Origin of the sequence: Rhizobium sp. NPDC092011 (assembly GCF_044756305.1) — a bacterium.
In the GTDB taxonomy this organism is placed as follows: Bacteria; Pseudomonadota; Alphaproteobacteria; order Rhizobiales; family Rhizobiaceae; genus Rhizobium.
Window position 1 is genome coordinate 1,494,255 of the sequence record NZ_JBIVSO010000001.1, and the last position, 14,185, is coordinate 1,508,439.

The following is a 14,185-nucleotide window of genomic DNA, read 5'->3' on the forward strand; positions in this document are numbered from 1 at the left end:
CTGCGCATCCGGCGCGCTCAATAGAGCATTGATATAGTTTACTATTCTGGATCGCGACCAATTGGTCGCGATCTTTTTTTGTGAAACCGGAGGAATCCGGTTTTTATCGCTCACTTCAGGAGCTGCATGGCCCAATAGGAAAGGGCAGAAATGCCGGCAGCGGCCGGAAGCGTGATAATCCAGGCGATGACGATATTGCCGGCAATGCCCCAGCGGACGGCCGATACGCGTCTCGCCGCGCCAACGCCGATGATGGCGCCGGTAATCGTATGGGTGGTGGATACCGGTATGCCAAGCCAGGTCGCGGCAAAGAGCGTCAGCGCGCCACCGGTCTCCGCGCAGAAGCCTTGCATCGGGTTGAGGCGGGTGATCTTCGAGCCCATCGTGTGCACGATCCGCCATCCGCCAAACAGCGTGCCGAGGGCCATGGCCGTCTGGCAGGAAAGCACGACCCATAGAGGCACATGGAAGGAACTGCCGCCATATCCTTGAGAATAAAGGAGAATAGCGATGATGCCCATGGTCTTCTGCGCATCGTTGCCGCCGTGTCCGAGCGAATAGAGCGACGCGGAGAAGAATTGCAAAATACGGAACGTGCTGTCGACGGCAAAGGGTGTCTGCCGCACGAACAGCCACGTCACCATCAGGACCAGAAAAAGCGCCAGCACAAATCCGATCAGCGGGGACATCACGATCGCGCCGGCTGTCTTGAAGACACCGAGCCAGACGATCGAGCTTACGCCGACCTTGGCGAGACCGGCGCCGATCAACCCGCCGACCAGCGCATGTGACGAGCTGGAGGGGATGCCGAATATCCAGGTGACGATGTTCCAGACGATCGCCCCCAGCAACGCGGCAAAGATGACCGAAGCATCGACGATGCTGGGATCGATGATGCCTGTTCCGAGTGTTTCAGCTACGTGCAGCCCGAAGAACATGAAGGCAATGAAGTTGAAAAACGCCGCCCACAGCACAGCATATTGCGGCCGCAGGACGCGGGTCGACACGATGGTGGCGATGGAATTCGCCGCATCGTGAAGCCCGTTCAGAAAGTCAAAGAACAAGGCGGTGGCGATGATCCCCACCAGCAAGGGAAAGGCGAGGGTGGCCTCCATCAGACGCTCTCGAGCACGATGCCGTTGATCTCGTTGGCGACGTCCTCGAAGCGGTCGACCACCTTTTCCAGTTCGCCGTAGATCTCGCTGCCGATGATAAAGGCCATAGCATTGGAGGCGCCGTAATTGCGGAACAGATCCTTCAGCCCCTGGTCATGGAGTTCGTCGGCGCGGCCTTCCACCTTGACGATCTCTTCCGTGAGGTTGGCCAGTCTTGAGGCATTCGGCCCGATGCGATCGAGGAGGGGAACGGCCTCGGCGACCAGATGGGCTGCCTTGACGATCACTTCGCCCATCTGCTGCATGCCGGGGTCGAAACTCTTCTGCTCGAAAAGCCGTATGGTTTTCACGGTCTTGTGCATCATGTCGATGGCGTCATCCATGGACATGATGAGGTCCTTGATGTCGCCGCGGTCGAAAGGCGTGATGAAGCTCCGGCGCACGGCAAGCAGCACGTCGCGCGTGATGCCGTCTGCCTGATTTTCGAGCTCGACGATCCGTCGACCTTTCGCGTCGATGTCCTTGCCGGCCAAAAGTTCGTTCAGGGCTTCAGCGGCGCCGACGATCGTGCGCGAGTGCTGCGCGAAGAGATCGAAAAAGCGATCCTCGCGCGGCATGAGTTTGCGAAACCAGCCTAACATCAAAGCTCCATGCATTCATTGTCATGAAACCGTCATAATTGACGGAGCGCGGCTTGGAAAGCCGCGTGCTCGCGATGTTCTGTGGGTATAGCGAAGGTCTTTTCCGTCTATCAATCGCGCAGAAGGGGCAATAGCTGATCCCCCTGTCGCCTGATTTCCGTGAGATAGGGCGTATCCGAGAGGACGAAATGCGTGATACCCAGTTCGCGGTATTTGCGCAGGGAGCCGGCAACCTCTTCTGCGGATCCGACCAGCCACGTCGTTCCGGCCCCGCCGCCGCCGAATTTGCCTGGTGCGGTGTAGAGATTGTCGTCGAGCACATCGCCGCGTGCATTGAGATCGAACAGGCGTCTCTGACCGACGGCTATCGACTGGCGATGGTCGTGCCAGCCTGCTCCATTGTCCTCGGCCATTCTTGCGACTTTTGCTTCTGCATCTGCCCATGCCCGTGCGCTGGTTTCGCGTACGAGCGTGGTGATGCGCAAGCCGAATTCGAGTGGAGCGAGATCGCGATCCAGCGCCTTGCTTAGAGACGTCAAGCGCTCGATCCGCTCCCCGATATCATCAAGCGGCTCGCCCCAGAAGAGCTGGACGTCGGCCTCGGTGGCGGCGACGCTCTCCGCAGCTTGCGAAGCGCCGCCGAAATAGAGCTTGGGGTGTCGGCGCTCGCCGCGAGCCTGGATCCGAGGCGCCGCCGTCGATTGAGCAACGCGGAAATGTTCGCCTTCATAGGTAACGCTTTCCTCGGTCCAGAGCCTGCGAACCAGTCGCATGAATTCCCGGGTACGGTCGTACCGATGCGCCTGATCGCCCTCGCTGTCACCATAAGCGGATAGATTGTCCTTGCCCGATACGATGTTGACCCGCACCCGGCCGCCGCTCAACTGATCCAGGGTGGCAGCCGCGGATGCGAATTGTGCGGGCCGCCAGTAACCTGGGCGGATGGCGATCAATGGCTCGAAGCTCGTCGTCCTGGCGGCAAGGGCAGCGGCAACGGTGAAGGTATCAGGCCGTCCCCAACCCGTGCCGATCAGGGCGCCTTTCCACCCATGCTCTTCCAGCGCTCTGGCATGGCTCGTCAGTGTCTCCAGGCTATTGTGATTTTCGACGGCGGAATCGCCGCGATGGCCGGGTTTCGTGTCGTTGGGAATGTACCAGAGGAATTCGCTGCTCATGACCATGCCTGCCTGCATTGGATGGGAAATTCCCGCCGCGACCGAGATTGGCGACGCCTGTGCGTCCTGCGCTCAGAGTTTCCCCTTCCAGGGAACGAGAACTGCCTCGAGAATGCGGATTGCCGCTGTGAAGGCAAAGGCGCAGATCGCGATGATGCCGATGCCGACGAAGACGACGTCGGTTGCCAGGAATTGCGATGCCGACATGATCATGAAGCCGATGCCGCGGGTTGAGGCGATGAGTTCGGCTGCGACCAACGTTCCCCAGCCGATCCCGAACGCAATCCTCACGCCGGTCAGGATTTCCGGCAAGGCCGAAGGCAGGACGGTGGAAAGGAAGAGCTGCAGCCGGCTTGCGCCAAGCGAACGCGCCGCATTGACACGCTCAAGAGGTAGCGAGCGGACGCCCGCCTGAGCGGACAGGCAGATAGGCGCAAACATGGCGAGCACCAGGAGCGTGATCTTCGAGGTTTCACCAATGCCGAGCCAGATGATCATCAGCGGCAGGTACGAAAGCGGAGGCAGCGGCCAGTAGAATTCGATGGGCGTGTCGAGAATTCCCTTTGCCCAACGACTGAGGCCCATCAACAGGCCGACGGGAATACCGACCACGATTGCGATCGCTGCGGCAACGACGATGCGAAACAGACTGGCGACTATGTGTTCTGAGAGCGAGGCGCCGGCATAACCGTCGCGATAGACGACACCGATTTGCGTCAAGACTTCATCGGGTCTTGGTAGAAAGAGGTGGGAAACCAGGCCAAGTTTCGAGACCAGCCACCACAGACCGAGGAAGGCGGCCCCGGTTGCGAAGCTGATGGCGATCGTCGGCTTGGAGCCGACGCCGAAGCCCGGCATGCGAACAAGCTTAGCCTTTGCTTCCGGCGAACGGGCGATAACGGGACGCGTTCCAGAAATGTCGGTCATGCCGCGCTCCTGATGTTGTCTGCATTGTGCAGGAGTGCGCGAATTTCCTCTCTGAGTTCGGCAAATTCGGGAGAGGTCAGGATCGATCTGGCGTCGCCGCTGGCAGCGAGGAGATGCACGAAATCGAGATTGAAGCGGGCGACGACGCGGCCAGGTCGCGGTGACATCACCAGCACCTCGGTGCCCAGAAACAGGGCCTCTTCGATCGAGTGGGTTATGAAGAAGATCCGCTTGTTGGTTCTGGCCCAGATGGAGACGAGCAGTTCCTGCATCTGTTCCCTCGTCAGGCTGTCGAGCGCGCCGAAGGGCTCGTCCATGAGCAGGATGTCCGGGTCGGTCGCCAATGCGCGGGCGATGCCAACACGCTGGCGCATTCCGCCCGAGAGTTCATAGGGCGATGCGTTTGCAAAGTCAGTCAGGCCGACGAGGCGGAGCAGCTCCGAAGCACGCTCGTGCCGTTCCCGCCGCCCTAGACCTGCAAATTGCAGACCGAGCGAGACATTGTCGAGGACCGACTTCCACGGCAGTAACGAGTCTTTCTGGAAAACCACGCCACGATCGGAACCGGGGCCTGAGACCGGCCTGCCATACAGGGTGATGGTCCCCTCCGAGAGTGGCAGGAAGCCGGCGATCGCATTGAGCAATGTTGATTTGCCGCAACCCGACGCTCCCAGGGCGACGACAATGCCGCGTTCGGGAATGTTGAAGGAGACGCGATCGAGCGCATGAACGGTTCTCCCGTCGCGCGCTGCGAAGAATACACTGGCGTGATCGACTTGAAGCATGTCTTTTCTCGAAGGTTCGACGCCGGCGCGGCAGGCGCGCCGGCGTCAGAGGGATCAGTTGCTCGCAGTTACGAGTGCGTCGGCCGTGACGAAGGCGCCGTAGTTCGGCAGGACATCAGAGACTTTGCCTTGGCCCTTCAGGAAGGTTGCCGTGTCCTTCAGGATCTTTGCCGCTCCTGATTTTTCGCCGCCACCGAGCCAATCGGCCGATGCCTGCACGTCGGGTGTCAGGAGCGTAAGGTTCTTGAGCGCCGCCGCCTGCTGATCCGCCGTGCCGCCGAGCAGCTTGGCAAGAGACTTTGCGTTATCGCTGTCCGGTCCCCAGGCCGCCTTGTCCGCGGCGAAAGAGGCATAGTATTTGTTGATGACAGAGGCATACGCCTTCAGGAACTGTGGGTTGTCGGCCGCGAATTTCGAGGTTGCCACCCAAGCGGAGAAGGTTGGTGCACCCTTGTCGGCGACGTCCTTTGAGGTGACGAGCACCTTGCCGCCTTTCTTCAGTTCGCTCAGTGCCGGATCCCAGACGAAGCCGCCGTCGATATCGCCGCGATTGTAGCTGGCGACGATTTCTGGCTGCGGGATGGCGAAGACCTGCACGTCCTTTTCGGTGAGGCCGAGCGACTTGATAAGCGCGAGCAACTGGTAGTGGTCTGTCGAAACGGGCGCTGCCGCCAGCTTCTTGCCCTTGAGGTCAGCGAGCGTGTTGATGCCCGAACCGTTGCGCACCACGAGCGCTTCATCGATACCGGAGATGGACGACAGGTAGAAAGCTTTGACTTCGAGGCCGCGCGATGCGGCCGCTGCAAACGGGCTCGAGCCGACATAGCCGATCTGGACATCGCCCGATGCGATGGCGGCGAAGATCTCTGCTCCCGAGTTGAACTTGCGGAAGTCGATCTTATAGCCGGTCTCCTTGACGAAATCGCCATTGGCGATGGCGACGGAGGATGGCAATGCATCGGTCTGATAGCCGACGACGACCTTTTTATCGGCCGCGTTTGCGGAGATCGCCATCGAGATGCTCGCGAGACCGAACGCAGCCGCGGCGACGAATTGCTTGAATTTCATATCTGTCCCCTTTGCCGGGTGTCAATTTCCGGCGGTTCCCTGACTTCAATGGATAAAGCCTAGCGAAAGGAGCGGGGTGATCGATAGAAATAACAAACTATTTTTATAGACTATAAGGGGAATGGTTTGTCTAAATTGACGCCCACGGCGGAGTCAACGCATTTCGAAGCAAGAGGCGTCAGCAGGAACGAAAGTTGGATACTTGCTTGGAGGTGGCGCAGGACCTCTTTCAGGCGCTCTGCTTCAGCAGGGGCGAGCCCCTGACTTTCTCGCATTCATTCTGCCTGCACAGGTCAGAAAAATCGTGACGGCTTGCCGGACATTAGAGCTGGCACTTCGGATCGATCATGTCCTCTGCAGATCCGCGGGATTTGTTTTCTCCCATTATTCTTGCCAGAATATAAAAGCCGCGCTGACCCTCCGGGGATGTCGCGCCGAAGACGCCAACGACAACGTTCTCCATGTCGGAGCGGGCGCCTTCCAAGCCGTCTGCGACGAGCTTCAACGGGTTCAGATTTGTGAGGTCATCGGCCTGGTGAAAGAGTGCCCACCAGCCGGCTTTGGTCTTCAGGTTTGTAAATCGGTCGCTTCCGATATCTGCCGCATGCGTCTTCAGGAGCGCGCGAAAGCGCGGCGTTTCGCACCCCATATGGATATGGAGCCGATCCTGCGTACGCCAATTGGCGGCGTTTATCGCCAGCGCAAAGCGCTGCGTCGAAACCTTTTCCGTGCGCAGGCCGGTGCCGGTCGATTGCTCCCGCCACGCGTCATCAAAATAGTTTGGCGCCTCTGCCGTCAGAAGGCGAGGGTCTTCGATACCGGGCACATCAGCCAGCGGCGCAAGGATTGTTCTCTCCTTGTCTGTCGGTTCCCGCAATACTGCGTAGGACGACAACGGGTCCTGTGCCTGAACGACTTTGAGGCACGGGTAGGGCGATCCCGTCAGCGCGGAGTTGATCTCGCAGGTTCTGACAACCAGCCCCAGAGCCGAGCGGCTGACGAAGGAACTCATGACGATGACTGCTACAGCGAGAAAGCTAATAAGAACAACAGGACGATATTTCATGCGTGATTTCGTATCTCTGCTGACAAGCCAATCATTTCCAGCGATCTGTCGCACATCATAGCCTATCTTAATTCCTTTGCGATAGACGCAGAAGAGCTGTGGACGCTGATATCGGGCGGGGATCTCCATTGCGGCTGGCGGAATCTTGATAGCTTCAGAACCCCTGTCCGGCAAATCGGCTAACGAACGCTTGTGGCATTTTTAAAGCACAGGTTGTCGGTTCGCTCGCAATCACGCGTCATGCCGTGGCCGCTTCGCCATCATATGATGAAATGCTTATTTTTTTCGCATTGGATGGAAGAAAGAGAAAGCCGTTTCTTAAATTCCTTAAAATCTATGCTTTTTATAGATTATAGCTTTGATGGTCGGCATCGAGGCAATATGGATGAAACGAACCGGCATGTCCTATCTCCTCAGCCTTCTCGACAAAAGCCCTATTGAGCAGGGGCTTAGCGCCACCGATGCTCTCGGCGTCACCGCTCGATTGGCCGTCAGAGCCGAAGAACTTGGCTATCATCGCTTCTGGGTCGCCGAGCATCACAATATGGCGAACCTCGCAAGTTCGGCACCGGAAGTGCTGATTGCCTATCTCATCGCCAGAACGTCGAAGATCCGTATCGGCTCGGGCGGCGTCATGTTGCAGCACTACAGCGCCTATAAGGTTGCCGAAGCCTTCAATCTGCTGGCTTCGCTCGCGCCCGGCCGCATCGATCTCGGGGTCGGCAAGGCGCCCGGCGGCTTTCCGTTGTCGACGCGGGCGCTGCAAGTCGCCATCGATCCGGAAAAGAAGCCGAGCTTTGCTGAACAGCTTTCCGACCTGAATGGCTATCTCGCTGCCGATCCGCGATCCGAAGGTGCCCTGGCGACGCCGTTTCCCCCTCGCGCAGCGGAGCGCTTCCTCCTCGGCGCCAGCGTCGAGAGCGCAGAGCTTGCCGCGGACAAGGGCTGGACGCTGGTCTTCGCCGGTCATCTGAATGGCGATCCGGAAAATCTGCGCAAGACCTTCGAAGCTTACGGACGCGCGACGGGCGGCAAGGTTCCGATCCTGGCGCTCGCAGCCTTCGCTGCCGAAAGCGAGACCCATGCCCGCGAGCGCGTCGGTCAGCTTCGTATCGTCAAGCTCTTCCTGCCCAACGGTCAGAGCGTCAATGTCGGCACCCAGGAGCAGGCGGCGGAGTTCGCCCGTCAGGCCGGCGTCACGGATTACCGCACCGAAGAGAAGGTGCCGAGCGTCTTGCACGGCACGGCCGCCCAAATTCGCGACGAACTCGACGCGCTGCATCGCAGCTACGGCGTCGAGGAGTTCGTGCTCGACACGCCGGCGCTGACGGCGGCCGAGCGGCTCGCCTCGATTGAACTGCTCGCCAAAGAACGCCTTTCCCTCGTTGCCTGAACGGCCTGTCCCAGGAGGATCAATCATGGCTCAGAAACACGTCACTTTCGGTATCATGCTGCAGGGCCCAGGCGGCCATATGAACGCCTGGAAGCATCCGAGCGTCCCGGCCGATGCCAGCACCAATCTCAACTTTTTCGTCAAGACGGCTCGCAAAGCGGAGGAGGCCGGTATCGCCTTCGCCTTCGTCGCCGACGGTCTCTACATCAATGAACAGTCGATCCCGCATTTCCTGAACCGGTTCGAGCCGCTGACGATCCTTTCGGCACTTGCCGCCTATACAACGAAGCTTGGCCTGGTCGGCACGGTTTCGACCTCCTATAGCGACCCGTTCACCATTGCTCGCCAGTTCGCTTCGCTGGATCTCATTAGTGGTGGCCGCGCCGGCTGGAATGCGGTGACTTCACCACTCGAAGGATCCGGCCGCAACTACAGCCGCGAACATCCCGAACACGAGCTGCGCTATGAGATCGCCGACGAATATCTCGATGCCACCAAGGGCCTGTGGGATTCCTGGGATGACGATGCCTTCGTGCGCGACCGTGAAGCGGGAGTGTATGCCGACAAGACCAAGCTGCATCGCCTGAACCACAAGGGGCGTTTCTTCCGTATCGAAGGACCCCTTAATATCGGCCGTTCCAAGCAAGGCCAGCCGGTGGTGTTCCAGGCCGGTGCCTCCGATTCCGGCATCCGGCTCGCCGGCAAGCATGCCGACGCCGTCTTCACCAATGGCGGGCCGCTCGATGACGCCAAGGTTTTCTATAAGCAGGTGAAGCAGAGCGCGATCGCGCATGGACGCAGTGCGGCCGATGTCGGCATCTTCCCGGGCATTGGCCCGATCGTCGGCGCGACGCAGGAAGAAGCGGACGCCAAGCATCGAAAGATCCGCGATCTCGTCACGATCGAGGAGGCACTCGCTTATCTCGGCCGCTTCTTCGATCATCATGATTTCAGTGTCTATCCGCTGGACGAGCAGTTTCCCGATCTCGGCGATATCGGCCGAAACAATTTCCGCGCCACCACCGATCGCATCAAGAAGACGGCCCAGGAGAAGGGACTTACGCTACGGGAAGTCGCGCTCGACGCAGCGACGCCCCGCACCTCTTTCATCGGAACGGCCGAACATATCGCGGACGAGATTGTTCGCTGGGTCGATCAGGAGGGGGCCGATGGATTCATTCTTGGTTTCCCGGTGATCGGCGAAGGCTTCGACGATTTCGCCAAATATGTCCTGCCGATCCTGACCAGCCGGGGTTATTTCGATCCCGTGCTGAAGGGCGATACGCTACGCGATCACCTTGGCTTGCCATTCCGCGAAAGCCGCTATGCCGCGGATGTAGAGCATGCCGAACCCGCAAAGGCCGTTGGCGCCTGAGCCGGGACAGATCACCATGAACGCCATCGTCAAACCAGCCTTGGTCAACGACCCCGTCGAACAAGGGATTGCCACCTATCTCGACGAGATCATCGCGCTGAGGCATGACCTGCATCAGTATCCCGAGCTCGCCTTTCAGGAACATCGCACTTCCAAGAAAGTGGCCTCACTTCTTGCCGACTGGGGTTATGAGGTTGCAACAGGTATTGCGGGAACCGGCGTTGTCGCGACCCTCAGGCGGGGCGATGGGCAGCGCAGCGTCGGCATTCGTGCCGACATGGATGCGCTGCCCATTGAGGAGGCGACGGGGCTCGACTACGAGAGCAGCAATCCCGGCGTCATGCACGCCTGTGGCCATGACGGGCACACGTCCATCCTGCTCGCCGCCGCCCGCTATCTCGCCGAAAGCGGCAATTTCAGCGGCACGCTTCGGCTGATTTTTCAGCCTGCGGAAGAGATAGGCGCCGGCGCTCGCAAGATGCTGTCGGAAGGTCTTTTCGAGCGCTTTCCGGTCGATGCCGTCTTCGGCCTGCACAATTGGCCGGGAGTGCCGACGGGCCAATTCGGCTTTGTCGTCGGGCCCGCCATGGCGTCGGTCGACCAGGCGGTCGTCAAGATCGTGGGCAAGGGCGGTCACGGCGCCGAGCCACATCGGGCGGTGGACCCGGTGCTGGCCTCGGCTGCCTTCATCACCGCGCTTCAAAGCGTGGTCTCACGCAATATCGATCCGCAGGACATGGCGGTTGCGACTGTGGGATCCATTCACGCAGGCTCCGCATCGAACGTCATTCCGGAAAGCGTCGAGATGAAGCTCACCATGCGGGCCTTCAGCGAAGGCGTGCGCGCAAAGCTTCAGGAGCGCATCCCGGCGCTTGCCCGGGCGCAGGCCGAAAGCTTCGGAGCGATGGCGGAAGTCAATTATCGCCTCGGTTTTCCGGCGCTGGTCAATCACGCGGACGAAACGGATTTCGCCAGGAACGTTGCCGTGCACGCGCTCGGACCTGCAGCTCTGGCTGCGGATTTTCGTCCGCGTACGGCCAGCGAGGATTTCGCCTTCATGCTGGAGGCGAAGCCCGGCAGCTATCTCTTCGTCGGCAATGGCGACAGCGCGCCGCTGCACAGCGCCCAATACAATTTCAACGACGCCATCATCGCGCCCGCTGCCCGCTACTGGGTGCGGCTCGCCGAAACTTTCCTCGCTGATGACAAGAGGTGACGAACGACATGAGCGACACGTTTCTTTACACCACGACGCTGGATCCGCGCGCCAAGCCGCTGATCGACGAGCTGATTTTTGAGTATGACAGCCGCTACGGCACCTATTTCAACGCCGAGGGCGCGGCTGCCGAGTTGAACCGATATCCGCCGGAAGCCTTTGCGCCGCCGCATGGCAATTTCCTGCTTCTGCTGCGCGATGGCGAGACAATCGGCGGCGGTGCCTTCAAGCACTATGACGACCGGACCGCAGAGTTCAAACGCATCTGGACGCGGCACGATCTCCGGCGCCAGGGGCTGGCGCGCAAGCTGCTTGTGGAGCTCGAGTTGCAGGCAGCGCGGCAAGGCTATCAGCGCATCTACCTGACGACAGGCTTCCGGCAGCCGGAGGCCGTCGGCCTCTATCTGAACAATGGCTATACGGCTCTCTTCGACACTTCGGTCGACCCGGAAATCTATAGGAGCCTGCCTTTCGAAAAAGATGTCAGCCAATTGGCGCAATTCCATTCCCTCGAAACTTCCGGATCGAAGCCGCGGCTGGCCGTCGCCGGCCGGTAACCGCGAGCGAAGCAACGACAATCATAAGGGGCAGGCATTATGGCACTGACAACGGATTTCGCGGGCATCGATCCCGCGGCCGCAGCAAGCGAGGCGAAGACGGACTATGCGCGCTATCGCATCGTGCCGGCACGGCATCTCGGGCGCACGATAGGGACGATCTTCGCAGCGCTTGTTCTCGCCGTCGTTCTCTATTCCACCTTCACCAATCCCCGCTGGGGATGGGGCGTGTTCGCCGAGTGGTTCTTCGCTGAGCCGGTGCTTGTGGGCCTCGGCAGAACCCTGCTTCTGACGGCGCTTGCCGCCGTTTCCGGTTCCATCCTCGGGACGGCTCTGGCTCTGGCGCGGGTATCGAAATCGCCGCTGCTGTCCAGCCTGTCCTGGGGCTACATCTGGCTGTTGCGATCGATCCCGATGATCGTTCTGTTGCTGGTGCTCAACAATCTTGGCTACCTCTACGAAACGATCACCATCGGCGTTCCCTTTACCGATAAGATCCTGTTCGACTATCCGACGACGCAGCTCCTGACGCCGTTTGCCGCTGCCTTTCTCGGGCTGACGCTGAACCAGTCGGCCTTCTTTGCCGAGATCGTGCGTGGTGGTATCCTTTCCGTCGATCAAGGACAATTGGAGGCTGCGGCTGCACTTGGCTTGCCACGGCGGCGCCAGGCTTTCCGCATCGTTCTGCCGCAGGCCATGCGCTCCATCCTTCCCACAGGCTTCAATGAGATCATCGGCCTCGCCAAGAGCACATCCATGGTCTACGTGCTGGCGCTGCCGGAGCTCTTCTACACCGTTCAGGTCATCTATCGCCGCAATCTGGAAGTGATCCCGCTGCTGATGGTGGCAACGGTCTGGTATCTCGTCATCATGACGGTCCTGTCCGTTATCCAGCACTACATCGAGCGTTACTTTTCCAAGGGCGCCGTACGCAATCCGACACCGTTGCCCTTCCAGGCTTTCTTCCAGCGCTTCCGTCGGCCGCTTCCGGTTGCTGTTGCAAATGCCGGCGCAAACACGAGAACGATGGCGGCCTTTCGCGGCGCAACCGACCTTTACGCCAAGGGTGGGGTAGTTCGTATTCATGGCATCTCGAAGAGCTTCGGCACGCTCAAGGTTCTCGATAATATCGAGCTTAGCCTGCCAGCGGGCAGCGTGACGGCCATCATCGGTCCATCCGGCTCGGGCAAATCAACGCTGCTGCGTTCCATCAACCATCTCGAACGCGTCGACAGCGGTTTCATCTCGGTGGATGGCGAGCTCGTCGGCTATACGCAAAAGGGCGAGGTTCTCTACGAGTTGAAAGAGAAGGACATCCTGAAGCGGCGAACCGATATCGGGATGGTCTTTCAAAGCTTCAATCTCTTCCCGCATCTGACTGTTCTGGAAAACCTCATCGAGGCGCCGATACAGGTGCGCGGGGCAAGCAGAGATGAGGCTATCGCTTTCGCGCAGGAGCTGCTGGCCCGCGTCGGCCTCAGCGACAAGATCGATGCCTATCCTCGCCAGCTTTCCGGCGGACAGCAGCAGCGCGTCGCGATCGCCCGCGCCCTGGCACTCCGGCCCAAGGTTTTGCTGTTCGACGAGCCGACCTCGGCTCTCGATCCGGAGCTGGTTGGCGAAGTGCTTGATGTCATCAAGGAGCTTGCCCGCACCGGGACGACGCTCGTCATCGTCACCCATGAAATCGGCTTTGCCCGTGAAGTCGCCGACACCGTCGTCTTCATGGAGGGCGGTCATGTGATCGAATCCGGAGCGCCGGCGCAGATCCTCAGTGATCCCAGGCATCCGCGGACGCGGGCATTCCTCGCCAAGGTTCTCTAGCAATCCCAGGCTGGTGAAGACAATGCCGAGCCCCAGGCGGCATTGGAAAATAGCATCAATCATAACAACCTAAAGATAAAACGGAGAAGGAAGATGGCGTTTTTTGATAGAACGAAATACGCGTTGGCCGGTGTGATCACGGCAGTAGCATTGAGCTGCACAGCGGTGAACGCGGCTGAAAAGTTCAACCTCAGCCCGGATACGTCCAATCGGGTCCGAGCGCAGAAGGATGAGGCCGCGGTCAAGGCGATTGCGCCCAGCTTCAAGTTCGTCAATCCCGGCAAATTCACAGTGGGCATCAATCCCTGGGATCCGCCGATCGCCACCTATGCTACCGACGCAAAGACCGTTGTCGGCGCCGATCCGGATATCGCGCAGTTGCTTGCCGATTCCCTCGGTCTGCAGCTTGAACTGGTGCCGGTTGCCTGGGAGGATTGGCCTCTCGGCGTTTCCTCCGGCAAGTACGATGCCGTCATCTCCAATGTGACGGTCACCGAGGAACGCAAGCTGAAATTTGATTTCTCGACCTATCGCAAGGACGTCCTCGGCTTCTATGCGAAGGCCGACAGCAAGATCACCTCTATCAAGGAGCCAAAGGACGTCGCGGGTCTGAAGGTGATCACCAGCGCAGGCACCAACCAGGAGAAGATCATTCTCGAATGGGATCGCGAGAACGTGGCGGCTGGCCTGAAGCCGATCGAAGTACAATATTTCGACGACCGTGCGGCCGCAGATATTGCCCTGCAGTCCGGCCGGGCCGACGTTGAATTCAATCCGAACGCGACTCAGGCCTACAACGCCGCAATCAACGGCACGAGGAAACTCGTCGGCACCCTATCCGGTGGCTGGCCGATAACGGCTGAGATCGCCGTTACCACAAAGAAGGGTGCCGGGCTCGCGGATGCTGTCACGCTTGCCCTCAATGATCTGATCAAGGACGGCAAATATGGCGAAGTGCTGAAGCGCTGGAGCCTGAGTGCCGAAGCCGTCGATCAATCCAGGACCAACCCTGCGGGCCTGCCGAAGAGCGGTTCGTAATGTTG

General features: G+C 59.7%; 13 protein-coding genes. 6 read left to right on the forward strand and 7 right to left on the reverse strand.

Going from position 1 to position 14,185, the window contains the following annotated elements; all coding sequences use genetic code 11:
* Positions 1-110 precede the first annotated feature (110 nt).
* The 7 genes from ACIQJ2_RS06840 to ACIQJ2_RS06870 all read right to left on the reverse strand — a co-directional run bounded on the left by ACIQJ2_RS06840 (position 111) and on the right by ACIQJ2_RS06870 (position 6,723).
* Positions 111-1,115, reverse strand: coding sequence for an inorganic phosphate transporter (locus tag ACIQJ2_RS06840; RefSeq protein ID WP_199144194.1), 1,005 nt, complete (start codon positions 1,113-1,115; stop codon positions 111-113).
* Complete coding sequence (locus ACIQJ2_RS06845) at positions 1,115-1,756, reverse strand: DUF47 family protein (protein WP_400668089.1); 642 nt, start codon at positions 1,754-1,756, stop codon at positions 1,115-1,117. Before ACIQJ2_RS06845 ends, ACIQJ2_RS06840 begins: the two co-directional genes overlap by 1 nt.
* 110 nt (positions 1,757-1,866) lie before the next feature.
* Positions 1,867-2,937 (reverse strand): LLM class flavin-dependent oxidoreductase, encoded by a 1,071-nt coding sequence (locus ACIQJ2_RS06850; protein ID WP_199144273.1) that lies wholly within the window; start codon positions 2,935-2,937, stop codon positions 1,867-1,869.
* Between the two features lie 66 nt (positions 2,938-3,003).
* Positions 3,004-3,858, reverse strand: a complete 855-nt coding sequence (locus ACIQJ2_RS06855; protein ID WP_400668092.1) for an ABC transporter permease subunit — start codon at positions 3,856-3,858, stop codon at positions 3,004-3,006.
* Complete coding sequence (locus tag ACIQJ2_RS06860; protein WP_400668094.1) at positions 3,855-4,643, reverse strand: taurine ABC transporter ATP-binding protein; 789 nt, start codon at positions 4,641-4,643, stop codon at positions 3,855-3,857. Before ACIQJ2_RS06860 ends, ACIQJ2_RS06855 begins: the two co-directional genes overlap by 4 nt.
* Before the next feature lie 54 nt (positions 4,644-4,697).
* Positions 4,698-5,711 (reverse strand): taurine ABC transporter substrate-binding protein, encoded by a 1,014-nt coding sequence (gene tauA / locus ACIQJ2_RS06865; protein ID WP_400668097.1) that lies wholly within the window; start codon positions 5,709-5,711, stop codon positions 4,698-4,700.
* Between the two features lie 322 nt (positions 5,712-6,033).
* Positions 6,034-6,723, reverse strand: a complete 690-nt coding sequence (locus tag ACIQJ2_RS06870; RefSeq protein ID WP_400668099.1) for a CDP-diacylglycerol diphosphatase — start codon at positions 6,721-6,723, stop codon at positions 6,034-6,036.
* Positions 6,724-7,177: 454 nt separating this feature from the next.
* Here ACIQJ2_RS06870 and ACIQJ2_RS06875 point away from each other — a divergent pair, with 454 nt between their 5' ends.
* The 6 genes from ACIQJ2_RS06875 (at position 7,178) to ACIQJ2_RS06900 (ending at position 14,180) form a co-directional block, all read left to right on the forward strand.
* Positions 7,178-8,170, forward strand: a complete 993-nt coding sequence (locus ACIQJ2_RS06875) for an MsnO8 family LLM class oxidoreductase (protein ID WP_400668694.1) — start codon at positions 7,178-7,180, stop codon at positions 8,168-8,170.
* A 25-nt stretch (positions 8,171-8,195) separates the two neighbouring features.
* Complete coding sequence (locus tag ACIQJ2_RS06880) at positions 8,196-9,545, forward strand: LLM class flavin-dependent oxidoreductase (RefSeq protein WP_400668102.1); 1,350 nt, start codon at positions 8,196-8,198, stop codon at positions 9,543-9,545.
* Between the two features lie 16 nt (positions 9,546-9,561).
* Positions 9,562-10,761 (forward strand): M20 aminoacylase family protein, encoded by a 1,200-nt coding sequence (locus tag ACIQJ2_RS06885; protein ID WP_400668697.1) that lies wholly within the window; start codon positions 9,562-9,564, stop codon positions 10,759-10,761.
* An 8-nt stretch (positions 10,762-10,769) separates the two neighbouring features.
* On the forward strand, positions 10,770-11,318 hold the full coding sequence (locus ACIQJ2_RS06890) for a GNAT family N-acetyltransferase (protein WP_400668105.1): 549 nt from the start codon (positions 10,770-10,772) through the stop codon (positions 11,316-11,318).
* Between the two features lie 39 nt (positions 11,319-11,357).
* Positions 11,358-13,142: an amino acid ABC transporter permease/ATP-binding protein gene (locus ACIQJ2_RS06895; protein ID WP_400668107.1), complete on the forward strand. Its 1,785-nt coding sequence runs from the start codon at positions 11,358-11,360 to the stop codon at positions 13,140-13,142.
* Positions 13,143-13,235: 93 nt separating this feature from the next.
* The gene (locus ACIQJ2_RS06900; protein ID WP_199144176.1) at positions 13,236-14,180 is read left to right on the forward strand and encodes an ABC transporter substrate-binding protein; all 945 of its coding nucleotides are present in this window, start codon (positions 13,236-13,238) and stop codon (positions 14,178-14,180) included.
* Positions 14,181-14,185: the final 5 nt, after the last annotated feature.

Bases quoted from the DNA above. Each gene is read 5' to 3' on its own strand.
- ACIQJ2_RS06840 (WP_199144194.1), bottom strand. From the start codon at position 1,115: ATGGAGGCCACCCTCGCCTTTCCCTTGCTGGTGGGGATCATCGCCACC.
- ACIQJ2_RS06845 (WP_400668089.1), bottom strand. From the start codon at position 1,756: ATGTTAGGCTGGTTTCGCAAACTCATGCCGCGCGAGGATCGCTTTTTC.
- ACIQJ2_RS06850 (WP_199144273.1), bottom strand. From the start codon at position 2,937: ATGGTCATGAGCAGCGAATTCCTCTGGTACATTCCCAACGACACGAAA.
- ACIQJ2_RS06855 (WP_400668092.1), bottom strand. From the start codon at position 3,858: ATGACCGACATTTCTGGAACGCGTCCCGTTATCGCCCGTTCGCCGGAA.
- ACIQJ2_RS06860 (WP_400668094.1), bottom strand. From the start codon at position 4,643: ATGCTTCAAGTCGATCACGCCAGTGTATTCTTCGCAGCGCGCGACGGG.
- tauA (WP_400668097.1), bottom strand. From the start codon at position 5,711: ATGAAATTCAAGCAATTCGTCGCCGCGGCTGCGTTCGGTCTCGCGAGC.
- ACIQJ2_RS06870 (WP_400668099.1), bottom strand. From the start codon at position 6,723: ATGAGTTCCTTCGTCAGCCGCTCGGCTCTGGGGCTGGTTGTCAGAACC.
- ACIQJ2_RS06875 (WP_400668694.1), top strand. From the start codon at position 7,178: ATGTCCTATCTCCTCAGCCTTCTCGACAAAAGCCCTATTGAGCAGGGG.
- ACIQJ2_RS06880 (WP_400668102.1), top strand. From the start codon at position 8,196: ATGGCTCAGAAACACGTCACTTTCGGTATCATGCTGCAGGGCCCAGGC.
- ACIQJ2_RS06885 (WP_400668697.1), top strand. From the start codon at position 9,562: ATGAACGCCATCGTCAAACCAGCCTTGGTCAACGACCCCGTCGAACAA.
- ACIQJ2_RS06890 (WP_400668105.1), top strand. From the start codon at position 10,770: ATGAGCGACACGTTTCTTTACACCACGACGCTGGATCCGCGCGCCAAG.
- ACIQJ2_RS06895 (WP_400668107.1), top strand. From the start codon at position 11,358: ATGGCACTGACAACGGATTTCGCGGGCATCGATCCCGCGGCCGCAGCA.
- ACIQJ2_RS06900 (WP_199144176.1), top strand. From the start codon at position 13,236: ATGGCGTTTTTTGATAGAACGAAATACGCGTTGGCCGGTGTGATCACG.